Source organism: Buttiauxella sp. WJP83, assembly GCF_027594725.1.
Lineage (GTDB): Bacteria > Pseudomonadota > Gammaproteobacteria > Enterobacterales > Enterobacteriaceae > Buttiauxella > Buttiauxella selenatireducens.
Genome location: NZ_CP110080.1, coordinates 457730 through 478344, shown reverse-complemented (window position 1 = coordinate 478344; position 20615 = coordinate 457730). Strand labels below are relative to the sequence as shown.

At 50.2% G+C, this 20615-nt stretch carries 18 protein-coding genes; 13 read left to right on the top strand and 5 right to left on the bottom strand.

Going from position 1 to position 20615, the window contains the following annotated elements:
• Positions 1 to 6 precede the first annotated feature (6 nt).
• Positions 7 to 822, bottom strand: coding sequence for a phospholipid ABC transporter ATP-binding protein MlaF (gene mlaF, locus OH773_RS02280; RefSeq protein WP_183270802.1), 816 nt, complete (start codon positions 820 to 822; stop codon positions 7 to 9).
• Between the two features lie 230 nt (positions 823 to 1052).
• On the opposite strand from mlaF, the gene OH773_RS02275 reads away from it, so the two are divergent.
• The 11 genes from OH773_RS02275 (at position 1053) to npr (ending at position 8993) form a co-directional block, all read left to right on the top strand.
• Positions 1053 to 2030 carry a calcium/sodium antiporter gene (locus tag OH773_RS02275; protein ID WP_270142639.1) on the top strand — a complete coding sequence of 326 codons (978 nt, stop codon included), beginning with the start codon at positions 1053 to 1055 and terminating at the stop codon, positions 2028 to 2030.
• A gap of 15 nt (positions 2031 to 2045) precedes the next feature.
• Positions 2046 to 3032 carry an arabinose-5-phosphate isomerase KdsD gene (gene kdsD / locus OH773_RS02270; protein WP_270142636.1) on the top strand — a complete coding sequence of 329 codons (987 nt, stop codon included), beginning with the start codon at positions 2046 to 2048 and terminating at the stop codon, positions 3030 to 3032.
• Between the two features lie 16 nt (positions 3033 to 3048).
• On the top strand, positions 3049 to 3615 hold the full coding sequence (gene kdsC / locus OH773_RS02265) for a 3-deoxy-manno-octulosonate-8-phosphatase KdsC (protein ID WP_183270806.1): 567 nt from the start codon (positions 3049 to 3051) through the stop codon (positions 3613 to 3615).
• On the top strand, positions 3612 to 4187 hold the full coding sequence (gene lptC / locus OH773_RS02260) for an LPS export ABC transporter periplasmic protein LptC (protein WP_183270808.1): 576 nt from the start codon (positions 3612 to 3614) through the stop codon (positions 4185 to 4187). The genes kdsC and lptC overlap by 4 nt, the downstream gene beginning before the upstream one ends.
• Positions 4156 to 4719 (top strand): lipopolysaccharide ABC transporter substrate-binding protein LptA, encoded by a 564-nt coding sequence (lptA, locus tag OH773_RS02255; protein ID WP_183270810.1) that lies wholly within the window; start codon positions 4156 to 4158, stop codon positions 4717 to 4719. The genes lptC and lptA overlap by 32 nt, the downstream gene beginning before the upstream one ends.
• A gap of 6 nt (positions 4720 to 4725) precedes the next feature.
• The gene (lptB, locus tag OH773_RS02250; protein WP_183270811.1) at positions 4726 to 5451 is read left to right on the top strand and encodes an LPS export ABC transporter ATP-binding protein; all 726 of its coding nucleotides are present in this window, start codon (positions 4726 to 4728) and stop codon (positions 5449 to 5451) included.
• A gap of 47 nt (positions 5452 to 5498) precedes the next feature.
• Positions 5499 to 6932 (top strand): RNA polymerase factor sigma-54, encoded by a 1434-nt coding sequence (rpoN, locus tag OH773_RS02245; RefSeq protein WP_270142631.1) that lies wholly within the window; start codon positions 5499 to 5501, stop codon positions 6930 to 6932.
• Between the two features lie 22 nt (positions 6933 to 6954).
• Positions 6955 to 7242: a ribosome hibernation promoting factor gene (gene hpf / locus OH773_RS02240; RefSeq protein ID WP_183270813.1), complete on the top strand. Its 288-nt coding sequence runs from the start codon at positions 6955 to 6957 to the stop codon at positions 7240 to 7242.
• 82 nt (positions 7243 to 7324) lie between these two features.
• A complete protein-coding gene (ptsN, locus tag OH773_RS02235) occupies positions 7325 to 7816 on the top strand; it encodes a PTS IIA-like nitrogen regulatory protein PtsN (RefSeq protein WP_183270814.1) in 492 nt (163 codons plus the stop codon).
• 53 nt (positions 7817 to 7869) lie between these two features.
• Entirely contained in the window at positions 7870 to 8724 is an 855-nt protein-coding gene (gene rapZ, locus OH773_RS02230) for an RNase adapter RapZ (protein ID WP_183270815.1), read from the top strand.
• Positions 8721 to 8993 (top strand): PTS phosphocarrier protein NPr, encoded by a 273-nt coding sequence (gene npr / locus OH773_RS02225; protein ID WP_064543100.1) that lies wholly within the window; start codon positions 8721 to 8723, stop codon positions 8991 to 8993. The genes rapZ and npr overlap by 4 nt, the downstream gene beginning before the upstream one ends.
• Position 8994: 1 nt before the next feature.
• On the opposite strand, the gene mtgA is transcribed toward npr, so the two are convergent.
• The 4 genes from mtgA to OH773_RS02205 all read right to left on the bottom strand — a co-directional run bounded on the left by mtgA (position 8995) and on the right by OH773_RS02205 (position 13951).
• The gene (gene mtgA, locus OH773_RS02220; RefSeq protein WP_270142615.1) at positions 8995 to 9723 is read right to left on the bottom strand and encodes a monofunctional biosynthetic peptidoglycan transglycosylase; all 729 of its coding nucleotides are present in this window, start codon (positions 9721 to 9723) and stop codon (positions 8995 to 8997) included.
• Positions 9720 to 10373 carry an isoprenoid biosynthesis glyoxalase ElbB gene (gene elbB, locus OH773_RS02215; protein ID WP_270142613.1) on the bottom strand — a complete coding sequence of 218 codons (654 nt, stop codon included), beginning with the start codon at positions 10371 to 10373 and terminating at the stop codon, positions 9720 to 9722. The genes mtgA and elbB overlap by 4 nt, the downstream gene beginning before the upstream one ends.
• A 235-nt stretch (positions 10374 to 10608) precedes the next feature.
• Positions 10609 to 12957 carry an aerobic respiration two-component sensor histidine kinase ArcB gene (gene arcB, locus OH773_RS02210; RefSeq protein ID WP_270142611.1) on the bottom strand — a complete coding sequence of 783 codons (2349 nt, stop codon included), beginning with the start codon at positions 12955 to 12957 and terminating at the stop codon, positions 10609 to 10611.
• Between the two features lie 61 nt (positions 12958 to 13018).
• The gene (locus tag OH773_RS02205) at positions 13019 to 13951 is read right to left on the bottom strand and encodes a TIGR01212 family radical SAM protein (protein WP_270142609.1); all 933 of its coding nucleotides are present in this window, start codon (positions 13949 to 13951) and stop codon (positions 13019 to 13021) included.
• A 682-nt stretch (positions 13952 to 14633) separates the two neighbouring features.
• Between OH773_RS02205 and gltB the strand changes: the two genes are divergently transcribed.
• A complete protein-coding gene (gene gltB, locus OH773_RS02200) occupies positions 14634 to 19091 on the top strand; it encodes a glutamate synthase large subunit (protein ID WP_270142607.1) in 4458 nt (1485 codons plus the stop codon).
• Between the two features lie 9 nt (positions 19092 to 19100).
• Positions 19101 to 20519, top strand: a complete 1419-nt coding sequence (locus OH773_RS02195; protein ID WP_183270821.1) for a glutamate synthase small subunit — start codon at positions 19101 to 19103, stop codon at positions 20517 to 20519.
• Positions 20520 to 20615 lie beyond the last annotated feature (96 nt).

The window sequence follows — 20615 nt, the reverse complement described above, 5'->3', positions numbered from 1 at the left end:
AGCAACTTAACTCCCTGTTTCTGATAATAAGTCATTCCGATAATCCATCGCCGGATATCGGAACGGTACTGGCCCATCGGCAATACCATCGAGGAACTGGCGCACCCGCGGGTCACAATTTTCACGCAGAGCCGCAGGGGTTCCTTCAGCCACAATGTGCTGATCCGCTGCAATATAGGCGTAATCGGCAATACTCAGCACTTCAGGTACGTCGTGAGAAACCACAATACAAGTGACACCCAGGGCGCTATTCAATTCTGAAATCAGTTTGACCAACACCCCCATAGTAATAGGATCCTGGCCAACAAATGGCTCATCAAACATGATCAAGTCGGGTTCGAGAGCGATGGCGCGAGCGAGGGCTGCACGTCGGGCCATGCCGCCAGAGAGTTCGTTCGGCATCAGTTTAGCGGCACCGCGTAATCCCACCGCCTCAAGCTTCATCATCACGGTGCTGCGCAGCAACTCTTCCGGCAAGCGACGATGTTCGCGCAGTGGGTATGCCACATTTTCAAAGACATTCAGGTCAGTAAACAGCGCGCCAGACTGGAACAGCATACTCATGCGTTTACGAACAGTGTATAAACGCGAGCGCGACATGGCCGGTACGTTTTCACCGTCAAACAGGATTTCACCGCTGTCAGGTTGAATTTGACCGCCTATCAACCGCAATAAAGTTGTTTTGCCAATACCTGACGGCCCCATTATGGCGGTAATTTTACCCCGTGGCACGTTCAGGGAAATATTGTCAAAGATGCGCCGACTACCGCGAGTAAAACTCACACCGCGAATTTCGACCAGATTCGTCTGCGTCTGGCTCATCGTATTTCCTTTTATCAAGTTCACGGACGAAGCATTAATTGGAAACTCGGTTCCAACCTAATATCCTTACAGAATATTACCTGTCCATATTAGCGAAAACTGGCATTTGTTTTACTTTTCTGCCACATAAAGTCAGAATTAAGAATCTTGCCCGGCCCTACAGATCTGTATGCTCTGCCGGTACTTTCACAGCACAAGACCGGCGATTATACCTGAATTAAGGATTTTGCATGCTGTTAGCTACAGCTCTGTTAATTATTGGTTTGCTTTTGGTCGTCTATGGTGCCGACCGACTCGTGTTTGCCGCATCAATACTTTGCCGCAGTTTTGGGGTTCCCCCGCTGCTGATCGGCTTGACTGTCGTCAGTATCGGCACTTCGTTACCTGAACTCATCGTTGCCAGTTCTGCGGCCTTTCATGGCCAGTTAGATTTAGCGGTAGGAACGGCCTTAGGTTCAAATATCACCAATATTTTGCTCATTCTTGGCTTAGCCGCCCTTTTGCATCCATTTACCGTGAATTCCGATATTCTTCGGCGCGAATTACCCCTAATGTTAGTCGTCAGCGCCATTATTGGCTGGCTACTTTTTGACAACCAGTTAAGCGTTGTTGATGGTGTTATTTTAATTACTGTAGCGGTGGCGTATCTGCTGTTTACGATTAAAATAGCGCGCCTTGCCGGAAATGAAGGTGCCGATAAACTGACGCGTGAGCAGTTGTCAGAGCTTCCTCGAGAAGGGAGCCGCCCCGTCGCATTTTTGTGGCTCGCCGTTGCCCTCATTATTATGCCAATGGCCACGCGCATGGTTATCGATAACGCCAGCGTGTTGGCACATTACTTTGGTGTAAGTGAGTTAGTGATTGGCCTGACGATTATTTCGGTTGGCACTAGCCTGCCTGAGCTAGCAACAACCATAGCGGGTGCGCGTAAAGGCGAAGATGATATTGCGATTGGCAATATCATTGGCTCGAATATTTTCAATATCGTTCTGGTACTGGGTATTCCTGCGTTAATCGCACCGGGCGAAATCAACCCTCTTGCTTTTGCACGAGACTATTGGGTGATGTTAGTAGTCAGTGCCATTTTCGCCGTACTTTGCTGGCGTAAGTCTCGCTCTATCGGCAAGACGGTCGGTGCTCTGTTAACATGTAGCTTCTTCGTATGGATTGTGGTGCTGTGGTTTGTTGCATCACCGGTCGTTGGGTAAAACGGAACGGAAATTATGTCACATATAGATTTACAACCGGGTTTTGACTTTCAACAAGCAGGCAAAGAAGTCCTGAAGATCGAACGTGAAGGCCTGGATCAACTTGAGCAATACATCAACACAGACTTCTCTGCAGCCTGTGAAAAAATGTTTTATTGCAAAGGTAAAGTCGTCGTTATGGGCATGGGCAAGTCCGGCCACATCGGTAAAAAGATGGCAGCGACCTTTGCCAGCACCGGAACACCGTCATTCTTCGTCCATCCAGGTGAAGCCAGCCACGGCGATCTCGGGATGGTAAGCGCACAAGATATTGTTATCGCGATTTCAAACTCCGGTGAATCAAACGAGATTCTGGCACTGATTCCGGTTCTTAAGCGCTTACAGGTTCCACTCATCTGCATCACCAGCCGCCCGGAAAGCTCCATGGGCAAAGCGGCTGATGTCCATTTGTGTGTCAAAGTACCGCAAGAGGCCTGCCCACTTGGCCTGGCCCCAACCTCAAGCACCACAGCAACCCTGGTGATGGGTGATGCCCTTGCCGTTGCGTTGCTTAAAGCTCGTGGTTTTACCGCAGAAGATTTTGCACTTTCTCACCCAGGCGGCGCATTGGGTCGTAAACTGTTACTACGCGTCAGCGATATCATGCACAGCGGTAATGAGATCCCTCATGTCAGTAAAGATGCGTCATTGCGCGATGCATTACTGGAAATTACGCGTAAAAATATGGGGATGACCGTGATCTGTGACTCTTTGATGAAAATTGAAGGGATCTTCACGGATGGCGATTTACGCCGTGTCTTTGATATGGGCGTGGACCTCCACTCCGTGAATATCGCAGATGTCATGACGCCAGGCGGAATTCGAGTTCGTCCGTCACTACTGGCGGTAGATGCTCTCAATCTGATGCAGTCTCGCCACATTACCTCGGTATTGGTTGCAGATGGCGACCAATTACTCGGTGTGGTACATATGCATGACATGCTACGCGCTGGCGTGGTTTAACAAAGGATTAGCCTTAATGAGTAACCATGAAGCGTCACTTGCCACCTGTTATGGCCCGGTAAGCACGCGCGTGATGGAGCGGGCCGCAAACGTGCGCCTGCTTATTTTAGATGTTGATGGTGTGATGTCTGATGGCCTGATTTACATGGGTAATAGCGGCGAAGAGCTGAAAGCATTCAACGTGCGTGACGGCTACGGGATTCGCTGCGCGCTGACTTCTGATATCGAAGTTGCGATTATTACTGGCCGCAAAGCAAAGCTTCTTGAAGACCGATGTGAAACGCTGGGTATTACCCATCTCTATCAAGGGCAATCTGACAAGCTTGTGGCTTTTGATGATCTATTAGAGAAACTCGCTATCCCAGCGGAGCACGTCGCTTATGTTGGTGATGACTTAATCGACTGGCCCGTTATGGCTAAAGTGGGTTTGAGCGTTGCAGTTTCCGATGCTCATCCATTGCTTATTCCTCGTGCCGACTATGTGACACGCATTGCTGGCGGGCGTGGGGCGGTTCGCGAAGTATGTGATCTCCTGTTACTGGCACAAGGAAAGCTTGATGAGGCCAAAGGGCTATCTATATGAGTAATACCAGACGTTGGGTTATCATCCTGCTTTCATTGCTGGTATTGATATTGATTGGCGTAAATCTGGCCGATAAAGATACCGTTGTTCAACCGACGGTAAGCAGCAACGAGCCAACCTATCAAAGTGAACATTCCACGACCCTCGCCTACAGTCCGGAAGGGGCTTTGAATTATCGGTTGGTTGCGGAACACGTTGAATATTTTTCCGATACCGCCATTTCGTGGTTCACCAACCCAGTGATGACGCAGTATGACGAAAACAAAGTTGCAACCTGGTCATTACGAGCAGATCGCGCCAAACTTACTAACGATCGGATGCTGTATTTGTATGGGAATGTGGTGCTGACCGCTCTGACACCAGACTCTCAGCTACGCAAAATTACCACGGACAATGCGCAGGTTAATTTAGTCACTCAGGATGTTGCCTCTGATGACCAGGTAACCTTGTATGGAACCAGCTTTAACTCCACCGGCCTCAAAATGCGTGGAAACTTACGCAGCAAAAATGCCGAGCTGATTGAAAAGGTTAGAACATCCTATGAAATCCCAAATAAACAAACTCAGCCGTAATTTAGTACTAACCAGTACGCTTTTAGCCGCCAGTTTTTCGGCATTTGCGCTGACCGGTGATACCGACCAGCCGATTCACATTGAATCTGACCAACAGTCGCTGGATATGCAAGGTAACGTCGTCACCTTTACAGGCAATGTGATTGTGACGCAAGGCAGTATTAAAATTAACGCCGATAAAGTGGTTGTGACTCGTCCTGGCGGTGAAGAAGGTAAGGAAGTCATTGATGGTTATGGTAATCCTGCCACTTTCTATCAGATGCAGGATAGCGGTAAGCCAGTTAAAGGCCACGCGTCTACCATGCACTATGAGCTACAAAATGATTTCGTCGTGCTAACCGGAAATGCCTATCTGGAACAATTGGATAGCAATATCAAAGGCGACAAGATTACTTACCTGGTAAAAGAACAGAAGATGCAGGCCTTTAGCGAAAAAGGTAAACGTGTCACAACCGTTCTGGTCCCTTCTCAGTTGCAGAAAAAAGACGGCCAGGCTCCGGCACCAGCCCCTGCGCAGAAAAAGAGTAACTAATTCGTTATGGCTACTTTAATTGCAAAAAATCTCGCCAAAGCCTACAAGGGCCGCCGCGTTGTTGAAGATGTCAGCCTGACTGTTAAGTCTGGTGAAATTGTGGGATTACTTGGCCCGAACGGTGCCGGGAAAACCACGACCTTTTACATGGTGGTTGGCATTGTGCCGCGTGATGCAGGCAACATCATTATTGATGATGAAGATATTAGTCTGCTGCCGTTGCATGCTCGTGCTCGTCGCGGCATCGGTTACTTACCGCAAGAAGCATCGATTTTCCGCCGTTTAAGTGTGTTCGATAACTTGATGGCCGTGCTGCAAATCCGTGACGACCTTTCTGTTGAGCAGCGTGAAGACCGCGCTAATGAGCTGATGGAAGAGTTCCACATCGAACATTTGCGCAATAACCTCGGGCAGTCATTGTCTGGTGGTGAGCGCCGCCGTGTTGAAATTGCCCGCGCACTTGCGGCTAATCCAAAATTTATTCTTCTGGATGAACCTTTTGCCGGTGTTGACCCAATATCCGTCATCGACATCAAGCGAATCATCGAGCATCTGCGCGACAGCGGTCTCGGAGTACTGATTACTGACCATAACGTACGTGAAACGCTGGCTGTTTGTGAACGTGCTTACATCGTAAGCCAGGGCCATTTAATCGCCCATGGCACACCAGCTGAAATCCTGGAAGACGAGCATGTTAAGCGCGTGTATCTGGGCGAAGAGTTCAGACTCTGATAGGGTAGACCCATAATTCTGTACACCTGAGGAAGCTCGCTCTGAATATGAAGCAAGGTTTGCAATTAAGGCTTAGCCAACAACTTGCTATGACCCCCCAGCTACAGCAGGCAATTCGTCTGTTGCAACTGTCGACGTTAGAGCTACAGCAAGAACTTCAGCAAGCACTGGAAAGTAACCCACTGCTTGAGCAAACCGATCTGCATGAAGAAATTGAGACTCAGGAAGTTCGTGAAGATGAAGCGTTAGATACTCGCGAGGCACTCGAACAAAAAGAGATGCCCGACGAGTTACCGCTGGATGCCAGCTGGGATGAAATCTACACCGCGGGCACGCCATCAGGAACCGGAACAGATTACATTGACGATGAATTGCCGGTTTATCAGGGTGAAACGACACAAACGCTGCAAGATTATTTAATGTGGCAGGTCGATCTCACCCCGTTTTCAGACACCGACACAGCGATAGCGACGTCTATTGTCGATGCCGTTGACGAAATGGGTTACCTCACGGTCTCTCTGGAAGAAATTCTGGAAAGCATGGGTGATGACGAAATCACCCTCGACGAAGTGGAAGCGGTACTCAAACGCGTACAACGTTTCGATCCTGTTGGTGTCGCCGCACGCGATCTGCGTGACTGCCTGCTTATACAGCTTTCGCAATTCGCCCGCGAAACACCGTGGCTAACCGAAGCCCGCTTGATTGTCAGCGATCACCTGGATCTGCTCGCCAACCATGATTTCCGCAGCCTGATGCGCGTCACGCGTCTGAAAGAGGAAGTATTGAAAGAGGCAATGTGCCTGATTCAATCTCTTGACCCGCGCCCAGGACAATCTATTCAGACCAGCGAACCGGAATATGTCATTCCGGATGTGCTGGTGAAAAAAGTACAGGGTCGCTGGACCGTAGAACTGAACGCCGACAGCATTCCACGTTTGAAAATAAACCAGCAGTACGCTGCGATGGGCACCAACGCCCGCAATGACAGCGACTCGCAGTTTATTCGCAGTAACTTACAAGAAGCAAAGTGGCTGATTAAAAGTCTGGAAAGCCGGAACGACACGCTGCTGCGCGTCAGCCGCTGCATTGTAGAGCAACAGCAGGGCTTCTTTGAACTTGGCGAAGAACACATGAAACCGATGGTTCTCGCTGATATCGCCCAGGTGGTCGAGATGCATGAGTCGACCATTTCCCGTGTGACCACGCAGAAATACCTGCATAGCCCACGCGGTATATTTGAATTGAAGTATTTCTTCTCAAGCCATGTTAATACCGAAGGTGGGGGCGAAGCCTCCTCGACGGCAATTCGTGCATTGGTGAAGAAATTAATTGCTGCGGAAAACCCTGCGAAACCACTGAGTGATAGCAAGTTAACGACTATGCTATCCGATCAGGGGATCATGGTGGCACGCCGCACCGTTGCGAAGTACCGAGAGTCTTTATCCATACCACCGTCAAATCAGCGTAAGCAATTGGTTTGACTTAACCGATAAGGAAGACACTATGCAGCTCAACATTACAGGACATAACGTCGAAATCACTGACGCACTACGCGATTTTGTGAGTACGAAGTTTGCCAAACTGGAGCAGTACTTCGAAAGAATTAACCAAGTCTATATTGTGTTAAAAGTGGAAAAAGTCACGCATATTGCCGATGCAACGCTACATGTAAATGGTGGTGAAATTCATGCCAGCGCGGAAGGCCAGGATATGTATGCGGCGATTGATGGTTTGATTGATAAACTGGCACGCCAGTTAACCAAACATAAAGATAAACTAAAACAACACTGATAATCCGGGCAACTGTTACAACCCTGCGGCCTGTTACGCTAAGTGACGGGCCGTTAGCATAACAGGGTGCTTAGGTGAACTTATGATGAACAACGATTCTGCTCTACAACTTAGTAATGTCCTGAACAAGGAATGTACCCGTACCAATGTACATTGCCAGAGTAAAAAACGTGCACTGGAAATCATCAGTGAACTGGCAGCAAAACAGCTCGGCCTGCCACCACAAGTGGTGTTTGAGGCTGTGTTGACGCGCGAACGAATGGGCAGTACCGGTATCGGTAATGGTATCGCCATCCCTCATGGAAAACTGGAAGAAGATACCACTCGTGCTGTCGGGGTCTTTATTAAACTGGAAACCCCTATCGCCTTTGATGCTATCGATAATCAGCCGGTTGACCTGATGTTTGCGCTGCTTGTTCCTGCGGATCAAACAAAAACGCATTTGCATACTTTGTCATTGGTCGCGAAACGTCTGGCTGACAAAACGATTTGCCGACGCCTGCGGTCCGCACAGAGCGATGAAGAGCTTTATCAGATCATTACCGAAACAGAACAAGGTAGTGAAAGTGAATAATCTGGCTGCGGTCATGCGAAAGCCACAGCAAGAGAAGTTGGGGGAGTGATGACATGGTGCTGATGATTGTCAGCGGCCGCTCTGGTTCAGGGAAGTCTGTAGCCTTGCGCGCGTTAGAAGATATGGGATTCTACTGTGTAGATAACCTGCCAGTGGTACTGTTGCCTGATCTTGCCAAAACTCTCGCAGAGCGCCAAATTTCTGCGGCAGTCAGCATTGATGTGCGTAACATGCCGGAAAACCCAGAAATTTTTGAACAGGCAATGACTAACCTGCCTGATACCTTTTCGCCGCAATTATTGTTCCTTGATGCCGACCGCAACACGCTGATTCGTCGTTATAGTGACACTCGCCGTCTGCATCCGCTTTCAAGTAAAAATCTATCGCTAGAAAGTGCGATAGATGAAGAAAGTGATTTGCTGGAGCCATTGAAATCAAGAGCCGACCTGATCATTGATACTTCTGAGATGTCAGTGCATGAGCTCGCGGAAATGTTGCGTACTCGCCTGCTTGGTAAGCGTGAACGCGAACTGACCATGGTCTTCGAATCCTTTGGCTTTAAACACGGTATTCCGATTGATGCGGATTATGTGTTTGACGTACGCTTCCTGCCAAACCCACACTGGGACCCGAAACTGCGTCCGATGACGGGTTTGGACAGACCTGTGGCTGCGTTCCTCGACCGTCATACCGAAGTGCACAATTTTATCTACCAGACACGTAGCTATCTTGAGCTATGGTTACCCATGCTGGAAACCAACAATCGTAGCTATCTGACAGTGGCGATTGGCTGTACCGGCGGTAAACACCGTTCAGTTTATATTGCTGAGCAATTGGCAGACTATTTCCGCTCTCGTGGCAAAAACGTGCAATCTCGTCACCGTACGCTGGAAAAACGCAAAACATGACCGTAAAACAGACCGTTGAAATAACCAACAAACTGGGCATGCATGCACGCCCAGCAATGAAGCTGTTCGAATTGGTACAAAGCTTTGACGCTGAGGTCATGCTGCGCAATGAAGCAGGCACTGAAGCAGAAGCCAATAGCGTCATTGCACTACTGATGCTGGATTCTGCCAAAGGTGGCCACATTGAAATTGAAGTCACCGGCCCTGAAGAAGAGCAAGCATTGAACGCCGTTATCGCGCTGTTTAATGCCGGTTTTGACGAAGACTAATTCACTTCAATTCATTCTGCGCCAGGAATGACTCGCCACCCAGTTGGCGCATCTGGCGCAAAATCCATTGCTGACGTTGGCGTACATACCCGGAAGGCGCATTCACTTTAAAACGGATGGGATTCGGTAATACTGCCGCAAGTAAGGCAGCCTCTGAGGCAATCAGGCGGCTTGCAGGTTTATGGAAATAGCGCTGCGAAGCTTCTTCAACACCAAAAATTCCGTCACCAAATTCAGCAATATTCAGATAAACCGTCAGGATGCGACGTTTCGTCCAGACCACTTCCATACCGAGCGTTAATCCTGCCTCAAGACCTTTGCGCACATAGCTACGTCCGTCCCAAAGAAACAGGTTTTTTGCGGTTTGCTGTGAAAGCGTTGACGCACCGCGAACACGATTTTCATTACGTTCGTTATGAGCAACGGCTTTCTCAATAGCAGCAATATCAAAACCCCAGTGGTCAGGGAATTTCTGATCTTCGGCAGCGATAACTGCAAGCCCCATCCACGGCGAGATCTCGTCCATGCTCACCCAATCCGAATGCGCAACATAACTGAAGTCACCGCTGAACCAGGCACTGAACTGGCGCTCGACCATCACCGCTGAAAATGGCACTGGCATAAAGCTAAACAGAATTATTCCCGCCAGCCAAACTCCGACCAGCGCCAGCAAGCTACGCAGAAGCCAGCGCTTGAAGTAACTCAAGAGCGCGATACGCCCTTTCTTCATTCAGTCATATCCACAACACGAGCCACCAGCTTTTCGATACCCAAAGCAGCCTCGTCAATGCGTGTTGCTAACATGTACGCAGGTGTTGTCACTACTTTATGTTCTTCATCAACCACAATATCGTCGACCGGACATGGAACATGTTCGGCTCCCATCTCTTCGACTATCTCGGCGGTGTCGATATCTGTACCAATGGTCAATCGCACCGGCACATCAAGAATTTTTGGCAACATCACCGGGGCAATGCAGATAAAACCGAGTGGTTTACCCTGGGCATGGCAATCCCGGGCCAGTCGACGCAAATCGCTATCAACCACGCACTCGCTGCCAAGACTTGCAAAATTGCACAGGTTTTTAGCCGCTCCGAAACCGCCAGGGACTATCAATGCATCGAGTTCGTTAGCATCAGCCTGAGCCAATGGCATTACCGCACCGCGAGTGATTCGTGCCGCTTCGGCCAGTACATTACGATACTCAGTAGACTCATTATTAGTAAGGTGATTGATTACATCTGCTTGAGTTTTATCGGGTGCAAAGCATACCGCTTCAGCACCTGAGCGAGCGATAGCAAGCAAGGTAATGACAGCTTCCTGAATCTCGCTTCCGTCGTAGACCCCGCACCCACTGAGCACAACACCAATCTTCTTCATTTGGCCATTCCTTTTCATCATGCAATTTTTATCATCAGTTATGACAATTTGATCGCTATGCTTCACACATTTTACTGAATCATGTAACAAACTATTTAAGATTTGCTATCTTAATGCCTGAGCAGCACACGAGATTATCGGCTGCGCCATTTGGATAATGACTTATAACTCAACGGCGCAACCTACTTTTTCCCTGGTGTTGGCGCAGAATTCGCGCACCCCGGTTTATCCGGGGTCATTTTTTGGGAGCGTTCGCCACCCAAGCCTTCAGAACATCAACATCGTGTTGCCATTCTTGTTTCAACTCTTCAATCCACTCACCCACATTTTCTGACCAAGCAGGTAAATCCGGCGATTGAATTTGCTGAGCGACTTGCTGCAAATGACGTAGCCCGACAGAACCCGCGGCCCCTTTAATTTTATGCCCTTCTTCCACAACCCCTTTTTGGTCGCGAGCGGTCATATTAGAGTCCAGTACGCTCAGGTAACCCGGCATCATTTTTTCAAACATCGCCAGTCCATCGGTAATCAGTTTTGGCCCGACGAGGTCCATATACTGCTCAAGCATCGGAATATCGAGCAATGCTTGCTGTTTTTCACTATTAACTTGAGGCACTTGAGACTCCTTCTTAGACTCTGACTGTTGGTTGTCCCAGAATTTTTGGATCATCGCCATTAACGCCGGAACAGAGAGGGGTTTGCTTAGCACATCATCCATGCCAGCATCCAGATACTCTTTTTTATCTTTCAATACGTTAGCAGTCAACGCCACCAGCGGTGGTAAATCTTCACGCGCATAACGCGTCGTCAATTGCCGGGAGATATCCAGGCCAGTCATATCAGGCAACTGGATATCCAGCAGCACCAGGTCATATTCCCCTGGGGTGAATTTTTCCAGCGCTTCTTTACCCGTCATGGCGACGTCGACACTATTGCCGAGTTTCTCGAGCACCGAGCGCGCAACAATGACATTGAGCTCAATATCTTCCACCAGCAAAACGTGCAACGCAGGCAGAGGCATTTCGTCATCATCAAGAGTGTCTTCGACTTCATCTGCAACGCGAGGAGCCTGAATCGTCAGGGTAAACAGCGAGCCTTCACCTGGCGTACTGCTAACGGTTATATCGCCGCCCATACTCTTCGCCAGACGGCGTGAAACCGCCAACCCAATCCCTGTCCCAGTAGCCGGTTTACCACCATGACTGTCTTTCACCTGGTAATACATGGCGAAGATCTTGTCTTGTTCGTCCTGAGGAATACCAATGCCGGAATCCTGAACTTCAAAGCGCAGTATGTTTTCTTCTTCATAACACACGCGCACAGCAACCACGCCGCCTTTTGGGGTGAACTTCACGGCATTACTGATGAGATTCCACAGGATCTGACGCAAGCGCGTTCCATCCGTCACCACTTTATGCGGCAGTGGTAACGTAGGGGTCATTTCCAGCTTCAGCCCTTTTTGTTGAGCCTGTAAACCCGAGAGATTTTCTAAATCGGCGAGGAAACTGGTGAAATCAATGGGCTGGTTATCAAGCTGAACTTTACGGCGCTCGAGTTTATCCATATCGATGATATCGTTAAAAATATTACCGAGTGTAATAGCCGAGACATGGATAGTTTTGAGGTAGTTGGTTTGTTCAGAATTCAGCTCAGTATCCAGAAGGATACGACTCAATCCGACGATACCATTAAGCGGCGTGCGCAACTCATGGCTGATGGTTGAAATGAAGGTGGTTTTATCCCGGCTGGCGCGTTCAAGCGCATCTTGATACCGCTTACGTTCGGTAATATCGCGACCAAAGCCCATCAGACCATGGCGCTTACCCACGCGGTCATAGTACGGCACTTTACGAATTTCAAAGCATGCTTTACGGCCATCAGGGTAATCCAACCATTGTTCGTAGGTTAGAGACACGTTATGACGAAATACTTTTTCGTCGGTTTCAATCACCTTCAGGGCCGCTTCTGGCGAATAGACATCTGCTGGTTTCAGGCTGATTAATTGCTTCTCACTTTTGCCCGTCAGCAATTCCATGGCTCGGTTACAGCCTGAAAACTCTTTGTCTTCATTGCGATAAAAAACGAGATCCGGCGAGGCATCAAGGAAAGAACGGAGAAATGAGGATTGCTGCTCCAGCTGGATTTGCGTCTCTTCGCGCTCTTGCATCTCCACCTTGAGTTGCTCAAGCATGGCCTGACGCTCATCCTCAGCTTTAACACGAACGGAAATTTCCTGGTTCAATTGTGCAATGTTGTCTTTGAGCTGCACATTGAGTTTCAGATCCCTTTCGCGCATCTCTTCGAGTTTCTCCACAAGCTTTGACAGCCGTTGGCGCGACTCTTCGAGTTGTTCAACCACCACAGAAAGGAAATAGACGGCCCAGGGAGTAATTAACAGGCCAAAAAAGATCGAGCGGACGACATCAATACTTTCGACCTGACCGCGTAACAGCATGGTCACGGCCATCTGCACCACAATAGCCAGCACCACCAATGCGGAAGCCAGCAACAAAGAGAAGCGCACTAATCCGAGCTTCACCATCAAATCAACGTAATACTGCGCAAGTAACCGGATTTGCTTCATGGAACGTTTCCTTCGCCTTCAATCTGCTAAATATACCGCAAAAAGATCACACGCTCAGGAATTACAACAGAAATGTCGGGTCCCACGGCGTTCCGAGCGCCGAACCCTGAGTACCATGGCTTGTCAGATACTTATCTATCTCCCCCATTCCGGTCCAACGATTTTCACACCATAGCGGTGCCAGCAAGGTGGGGCGGCGGGCATTTGCAGAAATGCGATGATAGACAATTTCGAGTGGCGTATGGCGAATCATCTCGCCGGCAGTCGTCGCGTACTCTTCCAGTTCGATACCCTGCAAGCGTCCAGCCTGCCAACTTTTAGCCATCGTACTGCCGCTAACAATATGGAGAGGGTGGAGTTTGATACCATCAACACCGGTCTCAACAACTTTTTCCAGCGTTTGCAAGCAATGTTCCTGGCCTTCACCTGGCAGACCAACAATCAGGTGGCTACACACTTTCAAACCGCGCGCGCGGGCACGACGCGTGGTTTCCTGATAACAGGCAAAATCATGTCCACGATTAATCCGATGCAGCGTTTTGTCGCGTGCCGTCTGCAAGCCCAGCTCTAACCAAACTTCATAGCCTTTCTCATGATATTCACTTAACAAATCAAGCACGCTATCTGGCACGCAATCCGGACGAGTGCCGACACATAAGCCGACAATGCTGGCCTGGCTGACAGCTTGCTGATACATCGAACGCAACACCTGCACTTCTGCCCATGTGCTGGTGTACGCCTGGAAATAGGCGAGATAGTGCTTAGCTCGGTTAACCAACTGCGATTGACGCTCGAGCTGCTCGGCAATGGAATGATGTTGTTGGGTTTCATCAGCAAAAGACGCCACGTTGCAGAAAGTACACCCCCCTCGTCCAATGGTTCCGTCACGGTTTGGGCAGCTAAAACCACCGTGCAGCGTGAGTTTATGGACTTTATGACCATAACGGCGCTGAAGATCACCACCAAACATATTGACTAATTTCTGTAACTGCATAATCTGATGGGCCGCCCTGTAAAAGGGATGTAGCCTGCCATTTTCTGCCCATTTTAGCGATGACCTGGATCAAGCGCTCTGGCGCAGCTTTATCTATTGCATATAAATGCAAAATTAATGCAATTTTACGCACCCATCAGATGATGACTTTTCCTTATATCGACCCACTATTTTTAAAGAATCTGTGACCCTGTGAAAAACAGTGGCATACAACACGCCAGACCCCATTGATAGCATAAGATCCTGCCAATACCTGCATTACCAGTATGGTCTGGAATTTTGCGGCCCCTCAGATAGTGAGAGGGATCACATTAACCAGCCGGTATTCTTGCCGCTTAAATAGAACAAAAATGATGATAAGGTGTTTATTTTCATTTAGTTAGCATCTGCGTAGCACATATCTGTATTAATAAGAATGCCATTTGACCTGTGTGCGCTTTCCCGATAACTTGGAAATCCGCTGGAAGCTTTCTGGGTGGGTTCTGTGCCCATCATATTTATGCAGTAATTAAGATTCCCTCTAAAGCAAGTCCTCAACACTTGTGAAATCGGATGCGTCAGACATCAAGAGGGCGACACGCGAGGAATGCGTAGATGCGCAAACCCCGTCGCCATGCCCTTGCTGCGTCTGGACGCAAACGGTTGGTAGGGAGTCACGTAGAGCCTGGGGAGGTTCACTGATATGTTGTACGATAAATCCCTTGAGAAGGATAACTGTGGTTTCGGCCTGATCGCCCACATAGAAGGCGAACCTAGCCACAAGGTAGTGCGTACTGCTATTCACGCACTGGCCCGAATGCAACACCGTGGAGCAATCCTCGCCGATGGTAAAACCGGTGATGGTTGCGGCCTGCTGTTGCAAAAGCCTGACCGTTTCTTCCGAATCGTTGCGGAAGAGCGTGGCTGGCGTTTGGCAAAAAATTATGCCGTCGGCATGATTTTCTTAAATAAAGACGACGCTCTGGCGAGCGCAAGCCGCCGCATCGTTGAAGAAGAGTTGCAAAACGAGACCCTGTCGATTGTTGGCTGGCGCGAAGTGCCTACCAATGAAGACGTACTCGGTGAAATCGCCCTCTCCTCAAAACCTCGCATCGAACAAATTTTTGTTAATGCTCCGGCCGGCTGGCGCCCACGTGATATGGAACGTCGCCTGTTTATCGCCCGTCGCCGCATTGAGAAACGCATTCAGGATAAAGACTTCTACGTTTGTAGTCTCTCCAACCTTGTTAACATCTATAAAGGTCTGTGTATGCCGGCAGATTTGCCGCGTTTTTACCTGGACCTGGCGGACCTACGCCTGGAATCTGCAATTTGCCTGTTCCACCAGCGTTTCTCCACCAACACCGTACCACGCTGGCCGCTGGCTCAGCCGTTCCGCTACCTGGCGCACAACGGTGAAATCAATACCATCACAGGTAACCGCCAGTGGGCACGCGCACGTACTTATAAATTCCAGACCCCGCTGATCCCGGATCTTCATGACGCCGCGCCATTCGTCAACGAAACCGGCTCTGACTCCAGTTCCATGGATAACATGCTGGAATTGCTGCTGGCAGGGGGCATGGATATCGTTCGCGCCATGCGTTTGCTGGTACCACCAGCCTGGCAGAACAACCCGAACATGGACCCAGAACTGCGGGCCTTCTTCGACTTTAACTCCATGCACATGGAGCCGTGGGATGGCCCAGCTGGTATCGTAATGTCCGACGGGCGCTATGCTGCCTGTAACCTGGACCGTAACGGCCTGCGCCCGGCACGCTACGTCATCACCAAAGATAAGCTGATCACTTGTGCTTCCGAAGTCGGGATCTGGGATTACCAGCCTGACGAAGTGGTTGAAAAAGGACGCGTCGGCCCAGGCGAGTTGATGGTTATCGACACGCGTATTGGCCGCATTCTGCATTCCGCTGAAACCGATGCCGATCTGAAAAGCCGCCACCCGTATAAAGAGTGGATGGAAAATAACGTTCGTCGCCTGGTGCCGTTTGAAGATTTGCCAGACGAAGAAGTCGGCACTCGCGAAATGGATGACGATACGCTTTCAAGCTTCCAGAAACAGTTCAACTACAGCAGCGAAGAACTGGATTCAGTGATCCGCGTATTGGGTGAAAATGGCCAGGAAGCTGTAGGCTCAATGGGTGACGATACCCCGTTTGCCGTGCTCTCCAGCCAGCCACGCATTATTTACGATTACTTCCGCCAACAGTTTGCGCAGGTTACAAACCCGCCAATCGATCCACTGCGCGAAGCGCACGTGATGTCTCTGGCAACCAGCATTGGCCGTGAAATGAACGTCTTCTGTGAGGCAGAAGGCCAGGCGCACCGTCTGAGTTTCAAATCACCGATTCTGCTGTGGTCTGATTTCCAACAGCTGACCTCACTTGAAGAGCAGCACTACCGTGCCGACACGCTGGACATCACTTACGATGTTTCCACCCAGTCGTTGCACGAAACCGTTTCTGCGCTGTGCGACGAAGCTGAACGCATGGTTCGCAACGGTACTGTTTTACTGGTGCTGTCTGACCGTAACATCGCTAAAAATCGTTTGCCGGTTCCGGCTCCAATGGCGGTTGGCGCAATCCAGACACGCCTGGTGGAAAAGAACCTGCGCTGCGATGCGAACATTATTGTTGAAACGGCAAGCGCGCGTGACCCGCACCACTTCGCTGTGCTGCTCGGTTTCGGCGCTACTGCAATCTATCCATACCTCGCTTACGAAACGCTCGCGAAGTTGGTCGACAACGGCGCGATTGAAAAATCTTACCGTGCAGTAATGCAAAACTACCGCAATGGCATCAACAAAGGGCTCTACAAGATCATGTCCAAAATGGGCATCTCGACTATCGCCTCTTATCGTTGCTCGAAGCTGTTTGAAGCGGTTGGCCTACATAAAGAAGTGTCTGAGCTGTGCTTCCAGGGCGTGGTTAGCCGTATTGGTGGTGCAGGTTTCAACGACTTCCAACAAGATTTGTTGAATCTGTCTAAGCGTGCCTGGTTAGCGCGTAAACCGCTGGATCAAGGCGGGCAACTGAAATACGTCCACGGTGGCGAGTATCACGCTTACAACCCGGATGTGGTGCAAACACTGCAAAAAGCGGTGAACAGCGGCGAGTACAAAGATTATCAGGAGTACGCGAAGCTGGTTAACGAGCGTCCGGTGGCAACGCTGCGCGATATGCTTGCTTTGGATCCGCAAGGTGAAACGGTCAAAATTGAAGATGTAGAGCCTGCTTCTGAACTTTACAAACGCTTCGATACTGCCGCGATGTCTATCGGTGCATTAAGCCCGGAAGCGCATGAATCACTGGCTGAAGCGATGAACAGCATCGGCGGGAATTCCAACTCTGGTGAAGGTGGTGAAGATCCTGCGCGTTACGGCACCAATAAAGTGTCCCGTATCAAACAGGTGGCTTCCGGTCGCTTTGGTGTGACCCCGGCTTACCTGGTAAACGCTGATGTTATCCAGATCAAGGTCGCTCAGGGTGCTAAACCTGGTGAAGGCGGTCAGTTGCCTGGCGATAAAGTCACACCGTATATCGCGAAGCTGCGTTATTCCGTACCAGGCGTGACCCTGATTTCCCCTCCGCCGCATCACGATATTTACTCTATCGAAGACTTGGCGCAGCTGATTTTCGACCTCAAGCAGGTCAACCCGAAAGCAATGATTTCAGTCAAACTGGTTTCTGAACCGGGTGTTGGCACCATCGCAACCGGCGTGGCGAAAGCTTATGCCGACCTGATTACTATCGCCGGTTACGACGGTGGTACTGGTGCAAGCCCGCTGTCTTCCGTGAAATATGCTGGATGTCCGTGGGAACTGGGTCTGGTGGAAACACAGCAGGCACTGGTGGCTAACGGCCTGCGTCACAAAATCCGTCTGCAAGTTGATGGCGGCCTGAAAACGGGCCTGGATATCATCAAAGCCGCGATTCTTGGTGCGGAAAGCTTTGGTTTCGGCACCGGCCCAATGGTCGCGCTGGGTTGTAAATACCTGCGTATTTGCCACCTGAACAACTGCGCAACCGGTGTTGCTACTCAGGATGAAAAACTGCGTAAGAACCACTATCACGGCCTGCCATTCAAAGTGACTAATTACTTTGAATTCATCGCACGTGAAACACGTGAGTTGATGGCGCAACTGGGCGTGAAACGCCTGGTAGACCTGATTGGCCGTACCGAACTGCTCAAAGAGCTGGACGGTTTCACTGCTAAACAACAAAACCTGGATCTGTCTAATCTGCTGAAAACAGCGGAGCCGATGCCGGGCAAAGCGGTGTACTGCACCGAAACTAACCCGCCGTTTGATAAAGGCAACCTGAACGCCCAACTGCTGAACCAGGCGAAGCAGTATGTGGATGACAAACAGAGCAAAACGTTCTGGTTTGATATCCGCAATACCGATCGCTCAGTGGGAGCAACGTTGTCAGGTTACATCGCGCAACATAACGGCGATCAGGGTCTTGCAGCCGATCCGATTAAAGCGCATTTCAGCGGTACTGCTGGACAGAGCTTCGGCGTGTGGAACGCCGGTGGCGTTGAACTGCACCTGACTGGCGATGCGAACGACTATGTTGGTAAAGGTATGGCCGGCGGTTTGATCTCTTTGCGTCCTCCGGTAGGTTCCGCCTTCCGCAGCCACGAAGCGACCATTATCGGTAATACCTGTTTGTACGGTGCAACGGGCGGTAAACTTTACGCTGCTGGCCGTGCGGGCGAGCGTTTCGCAGTGCGTAACTCCGGTGCGATTACCGTTGTTGAAGGCATTGGTGATAACGGTTGTGAATACATGACGGGCGGTATTGTCTGTGTCATCGGTAAAACTGGCGTCAACTTCGGTGCAGGTATGACCGGCGGTTTCGCATACGTACTGGATGAAGATGGTGATTTCCGTAAACGCGTTAACCCTGAGCTGGTAGAACTGCTCAACGTTGATGAGCTGGCCATTCACGAAGAACACCTGCGCGGTATGATTACCGAGCACGTGCAACTGACAGGCTCCCAGCGCGGTGAAGAAATTCTGGCTCACTGGCCAGAGTTTGCGTCGAAATTCACGTTGGTTAAACCGAAGTCCAGTGATGTCAAAGCATTGTTGGGTCACCGTAGTCGTTCCGCAGCTGAGCTGCGGGTGCAGGCGCAGTAAGGGGTCACGATGAGTCAAAACGTATACCAATTTATCGACTTACAGCGCGTTGATCCGCCAAAGAAACCGCTCAAGATCCGTAAAATTGAATTTGTAGAAATTTACGAGCCATTCTCAGAAGGACAGGCCAAAGCACAGGCAGACCGCTGCCTGTCCTGCGGTAACCCATACTGTGAATGGAAATGCCCGGTTCATAACTACATTCCTAACTGGCTGAAGCTGGCCAACGAAGGGCGCATTATCGAAGCGGCTGAATTGTCACACCAGACAAACAGCCTGCCGGAAGTGTGTGGCCGTGTTTGCCCACAAGACCGTTTGTGCGAAGGTTCTTGTACGCTGAATGATGAGTTTGGTGCCGTCACCATCGGTAACATCGAGCGCTATATCAACGATAAAGCGATTGAGATGGGTTGGAAACCAGACCTTACCGGCGTGAAGCAAACCGGAAAACGTGTTGCCATTATCGGCGCAGGCCCGGCGGGGCTTGCGTGTGCCGATGTGCTGGCGCGTAACGGTGTAAAAGCGGTGGTTTATGACCGTCACCCAGAAATCGGTGGCCTGCTGACCTTCGGTATTCCGGCGTTCAAGCTGGAAAAAGAAGTGATGACGAAGCGCCGTGAGATCTTCAGTGGTATGGGTATTGAGTTCAAACTGAACACCGAAGTGGGTCGTGATGTGCAGATTGACGACCTTCTGAAAGAGTTTGATTCCGTATTCCTGGGTGTCGGCACTTATCAGTCGATGCGTGGTGGATTAGAGAATGAAGATGCGACGGGCGTTTACGATGCCCTGCCGTTCCTCATTGCCAACACCAAACAGATTATGGGCTTCACTGACTCACCAGAAGAGCCCTATGTGAATCTGGAAGGCAAACGCGTTGTGGTGCTTGGTGGTGGTGATACCGCGATGGACTGCGTGCGTACATCTGTTCGTCAGGGCGCAACGCATGTGATCTGCGCTTACCGTCGTGATGAAGAGAACATGCCAGGCTCTAAGCGCGAAGTGAAAAATGCGCGTGAAGAAGGTGTGGAATTCCAGTTCAACGTTCAGCCGCTGGGCGTAGAAGTGAATGCCAATGGTCGCGTATCGGGTGTGAAAGTGGCTCGTACCGAACTGGGTGCACCAGATGCGCATGGCCGTCGTCGTCCTGAAATCGTTGCAGGCTCAGAGCACGTGGTGCCTGCCGATGCAGTGATAATGGCGTTTGGTTTCCGCCCACATGCTATGCAGTGGCTGGAAAAACACAGCGTTGAACTCGACAGCCAGGGTCGTATTCTGGCACCGGAAGGTAGCGACAATCCGTTCCAGACCAGCAACCCGAAAATCTTTGCTGGCGGTGATGCTGTTCGTGGTTCTGACCTGGTGGTTACGGCGATCGCAGAAGGCCGCAAAGCCGCTGACGGGATCCTGAACTTCCTCGAAGTGTAATGTATGCCGGGCAGCATTCGCCTGTCCGACTTGCAGATGTAAAAAAAGCCCGGTGATATTAAATCTCCGGGCTTTTTTATGCTTACCGCCGCAAGA